Origin of the sequence: Loigolactobacillus binensis (genome assembly GCF_005405165.1) — a bacterium.
GTDB lineage: Bacteria > Bacillota > Bacilli > Lactobacillales > Lactobacillaceae > Loigolactobacillus > Loigolactobacillus binensis.
The window spans coordinates 1-3,593 of the sequence record NZ_BJDN01000058.1 but is presented as its reverse complement, the minus strand read 5'-3'; the positions used below and the strand labels follow the sequence as shown (position 1 = coordinate 3,593).

4 protein-coding genes are annotated in these 3,593 nt (G+C 45.7%); 3 read left to right on the top strand and 1 reads right to left on the bottom strand.

The window, feature by feature from the left end:
* Positions 1-221 precede the first annotated feature (221 nt).
* The 3 genes from FFM78_RS13500 (at position 222) to FFM78_RS13490 (ending at position 3,276) form a co-directional block, all read left to right on the top strand.
* Complete coding sequence (locus FFM78_RS13500; RefSeq protein ID WP_171001908.1) at positions 222-1,253, top strand: IS30 family transposase; 1,032 nt, start codon at positions 222-224, stop codon at positions 1,251-1,253.
* 223 nt (positions 1,254-1,476) lie between these two features.
* Entirely contained in the window at positions 1,477-2,133 is a 657-nt protein-coding gene (locus FFM78_RS13495) for a WxL domain-containing protein (RefSeq protein WP_137638898.1), read from the top strand.
* Between the two features lie 84 nt (positions 2,134-2,217).
* On the top strand, positions 2,218-3,276 hold the full coding sequence (locus FFM78_RS13490) for a WxLIP family cell surface protein (protein WP_373280669.1): 1,059 nt from the start codon (positions 2,218-2,220) through the stop codon (positions 3,274-3,276).
* 114 nt (positions 3,277-3,390) lie between these two features.
* Here FFM78_RS13490 and FFM78_RS13485 read toward each other — a convergent pair.
* Positions 3,391-3,593, bottom strand: a 203-nt coding sequence (locus tag FFM78_RS13485; RefSeq protein WP_137638896.1) for a transposase, incomplete at its 5' end; no start/stop codon positions are given.

The window sequence follows — 3,593 nt, the reverse complement described above, 5'->3', positions numbered from 1 at the left end:
TGGAATTTTGCCATCAGCTCTACACACAATGTTAGCCCGCCATCGGAGGATAATTGACCATCCGTATGCGATACTAAAATGTTTTTGTTGAAATTTAATCGCGCGTTTCATAATCAAGTTAGCCAAATACTTTTAGCTAATTGATAAAATAAAAAACACCAAGACAAATCTCTGTTATCATTGATGTTCCTACACAAACAATGAAAGAGGTTATTGTCTTGATGCAAGAACAGAATACCACAGTCAGAAAAAAAGGTCAGCACCTAACTTCGTTTGAACGAGGCAGAATTGCTACGCTGCACAGCCAAGGCTATTCCAATCGTGCAATTGCCAGAGCGCTTAATGTTTGTCATCAAACAATCAATAATGAATTGTGCCGCGGCGAGATCGACCAAGTAAAAAAAGTGAATGGTCAACGCCAATATTACGCTGTATACTCACCAGAAACAGCACAAGCTAAGTACGAAGCTAATCGAGCCCACTGTCATCGACCTTTGAAACTCGTCGGTGTCGCTGATTTTATCGACTATTTTACGACTCATTTGCGTCAAGATGGTTGGTCGCCTGATGCAGCAGTAGGACGGGCCAAACTTGAAGGCTTATATCAACCTGAGGAGATGGTCTCGACCAAGACGCTATACCACTATATTGATGCCCAGTTACTTGAAGTCCGTAATCTTGATCTACTCGAAAAAACGCGCCACCGTGCCAAACATCATCACTCGATCAAGCACAAGCGTCTGGCCGGACGGAGTATTGATGAACGGCCTAAAAGTATCGACCAGCGCCAAGAGTTCGGCCATTTCGAATTGGACACCGTGGTGGGCAAGCGCAACGGTCAAGAGAGTGTGATCTTAACGCTGATCGAGCGTCAATCCCGCTGCCAAATTCTACGTTTGATCGATGGTCGTGATGCCGATTCAGTCAACTATGAGCTGGCCAAGATCTGTCAAGAATACGGATCAATCATGAAGTCAATTACTGCCGATAATGGCGCTGAGTTCTCGGAAGTTGGCGCTGTACTTACCGGTGTCGCTGACCTTTATTATGCCCATCCATATCGTTCCTCTGAGCGTGGGACTAACGAAGCGCATAATCGAATGATCCGCCGCGATGTACCCAAGGGTCTATCCATGGATATTTTGGGTCCTCATGATATCCAAGCAGTTGAGTCAAAGCTAAACAATTTACCGCGCCGGCAAACTGGCTATCAAACACCCAAAGCGCTTTTCTCCGCTGCTTCCGCCGGTTAAGTTAAGTCCATAAAATATGAATATTAATGAAAATACTGATTTAATAGGATTTATCGTGTGGCTAATTTGTTCTTGCAATTTGGGGTTGAAATTTAATGCCATTTCCTGTAGAATTTTCAATATAGAGCCATCTTCTCTCATGTGGTTTTGTTTAGCAATTTAACTATACCAGAGCTGAGGCTCTTTGTGAATAAATCAGGTACTTGAAAGGAAGCGGATTGTAATGAAAAAAATGGTTTTGGGATTAATGGTTGGTGCTGGAATTTTAGGGACAAGTACGGTGGCTGCAAACGCCGCGGATACAGGTGAGGTGGTTCCAAGCACGACAGGTGATGTGGCCTTCTCAAGTGGGACACTATCATTGTCAGTGGTGGATAATACGAACCTTTCATTTGGGAAAAATACGATTTCGGCAGCTAATGCGACTTTGGGTGCTTCGACCACGCCAACGGTAAAAGTTAGTGATTTGCGGGGGACGAATGACGGCTGGTCATTGACCGTGGCACAAGGCCAACAATTCAATACGAAGACGGATGCGACTGGCTCAGCGTTGACGAACGCTGCCTTGACGGTTTTTAGCACCAAAGTTTCAAGTGATGATCCAAAGGTTAATGAGGGGCACGCCACTTTGACTCCTGGAACGACGACTCCTGGAACGACGACGAGCGGTACGACCACGAGCGGTACGACCACGAGCGGTACGACCACTAATGGCGCTGCAGGCACGGTTGCTTCAGCTTTAGCTGGTGACGGTAACGGAATCTCGACGTTTAAGTTCGGCAGTTCTACACTGACTGTTCCGGGTGCAACGCCTAAGCTCGCTCAAGGCTACACGACAACGTTGACTTGGAACTTGGGCGCTACGCCATCTAACGACTAAAGTGAGCGTGAAGCCTACTAGTGGTATGATGATGTTGGTCGAACCAATATCCTGACTTAATTTGAGAGAAAAGGCGTGATGAGTGTGGGGAAACGATTGCGAGCATTATTAGCAACGGCATTAGTCGGTGTGATGAGTCTGTTCATGGGTGGCATGGCCCAATCAGCGAAGGCTGATTCGGCCGTGGGATTTGAGATCAGTCCGGTACGTTCGAGTAGTCAAGTCGATTCGAACTTCTCGTACTTTGATTTGAAGTTAAAACCAAAACAGACCCAGACCATTGCGGTGAAGGTGCACAACACCTCGAATGCGCCAATTACGATCAATGTTGGGATTTCCAAGGCGACGACCAACATCAATGGTGTGGTAGCTTATCAGCGGGCGACTGAAAATAAAAGTGCGGATTTGCCGTATGATTTAGCCAAACTGGTGACGACTGACCAGTCCGAAGTTAAGCTGGATAAGGGACAAGTTAAGACCGTCAAGTTTCAAATCAAGATGCCGGCCAAATCGTATGACGGTATCTTGGCTGGTGGGCTGACTTTCTTGAAAAAGGCAACGGCCGCTGAAACAAAAAAGGCGGTCGCGGTCAATAATCAGTATGCCTATACTGAAGCCGTTGTTCTGCATGGTGATCGCGATTTGACGACGAACCACCTCACGATGAACAAGATCACGGTCGAGCAACTCAACGGCCGCAACGTCATCAACTTTCCGTTAGTGAACCACACGGCGGCCTACTTGAATAAGGTCCAAACGAAGATCAAGATTTACCATCGTGGCGGCCAAAAAGTAGTCTACCATCAAAATTTGACTAACGGTCAGATGGCACCCAGTTCAATCTACAAATTACCGGTGCGAACCGGACAAAATGCTCTGAAGGCTGGCAAGTACACCGCAGTCGTCAAGGTCAAATCCAAGAAGCAGCACTGGCAATTTAAGCAGAACTTCGTGATTACGCAGGGCGAGGCCACTAATCTGAATCAGACGGCGGTCTCGAAGCAGGGCCCTAACTGGTGGCTGTATGTCGGCATTGGCCTCTTGATTTTACTCTTGATCATCTTGCTGATCTGGTACATTCGCCGCAAGCAGAAGAAGATTAAAGAATTAGAAAAACAATTGAATGACAAACGTCAATCATAACCGACTAAATAAGTAGCCACATCTTGACCAGCATGGTCTTGAGTGGGTACTTATTTTTTTGTTGTAATCACAATAATCATTGGCTCTTTGTCAAATCCTGTTGATGAATAGCTTTTACAGAGTTGAAAGTCGCATGACTTTCAACTCTGTTTTTTTCATTGGTTTTGTTCTCATTTGCCGTAACTTAATACGTGAAATCATATGATGGTAATTACGGAATCCAAATGCTGTGCGTTGAATTTGTTTAATCATTCGATTCATGCCTTCGACTGGGCCATTCGTATAGTCCGATTCACTGGCGTTGAGTACAACCACTA

Bases quoted from the DNA above. Each gene is read 5' to 3' on its own strand.
- FFM78_RS13495 (WP_137638898.1), top strand. From the start codon at position 1,477: ATGAAAAAAATGGTTTTGGGATTAATGGTTGGTGCTGGAATTTTAGGG.
- FFM78_RS13500 (WP_171001908.1), top strand. From the start codon at position 222: ATGCAAGAACAGAATACCACAGTCAGAAAAAAAGGTCAGCACCTAACT.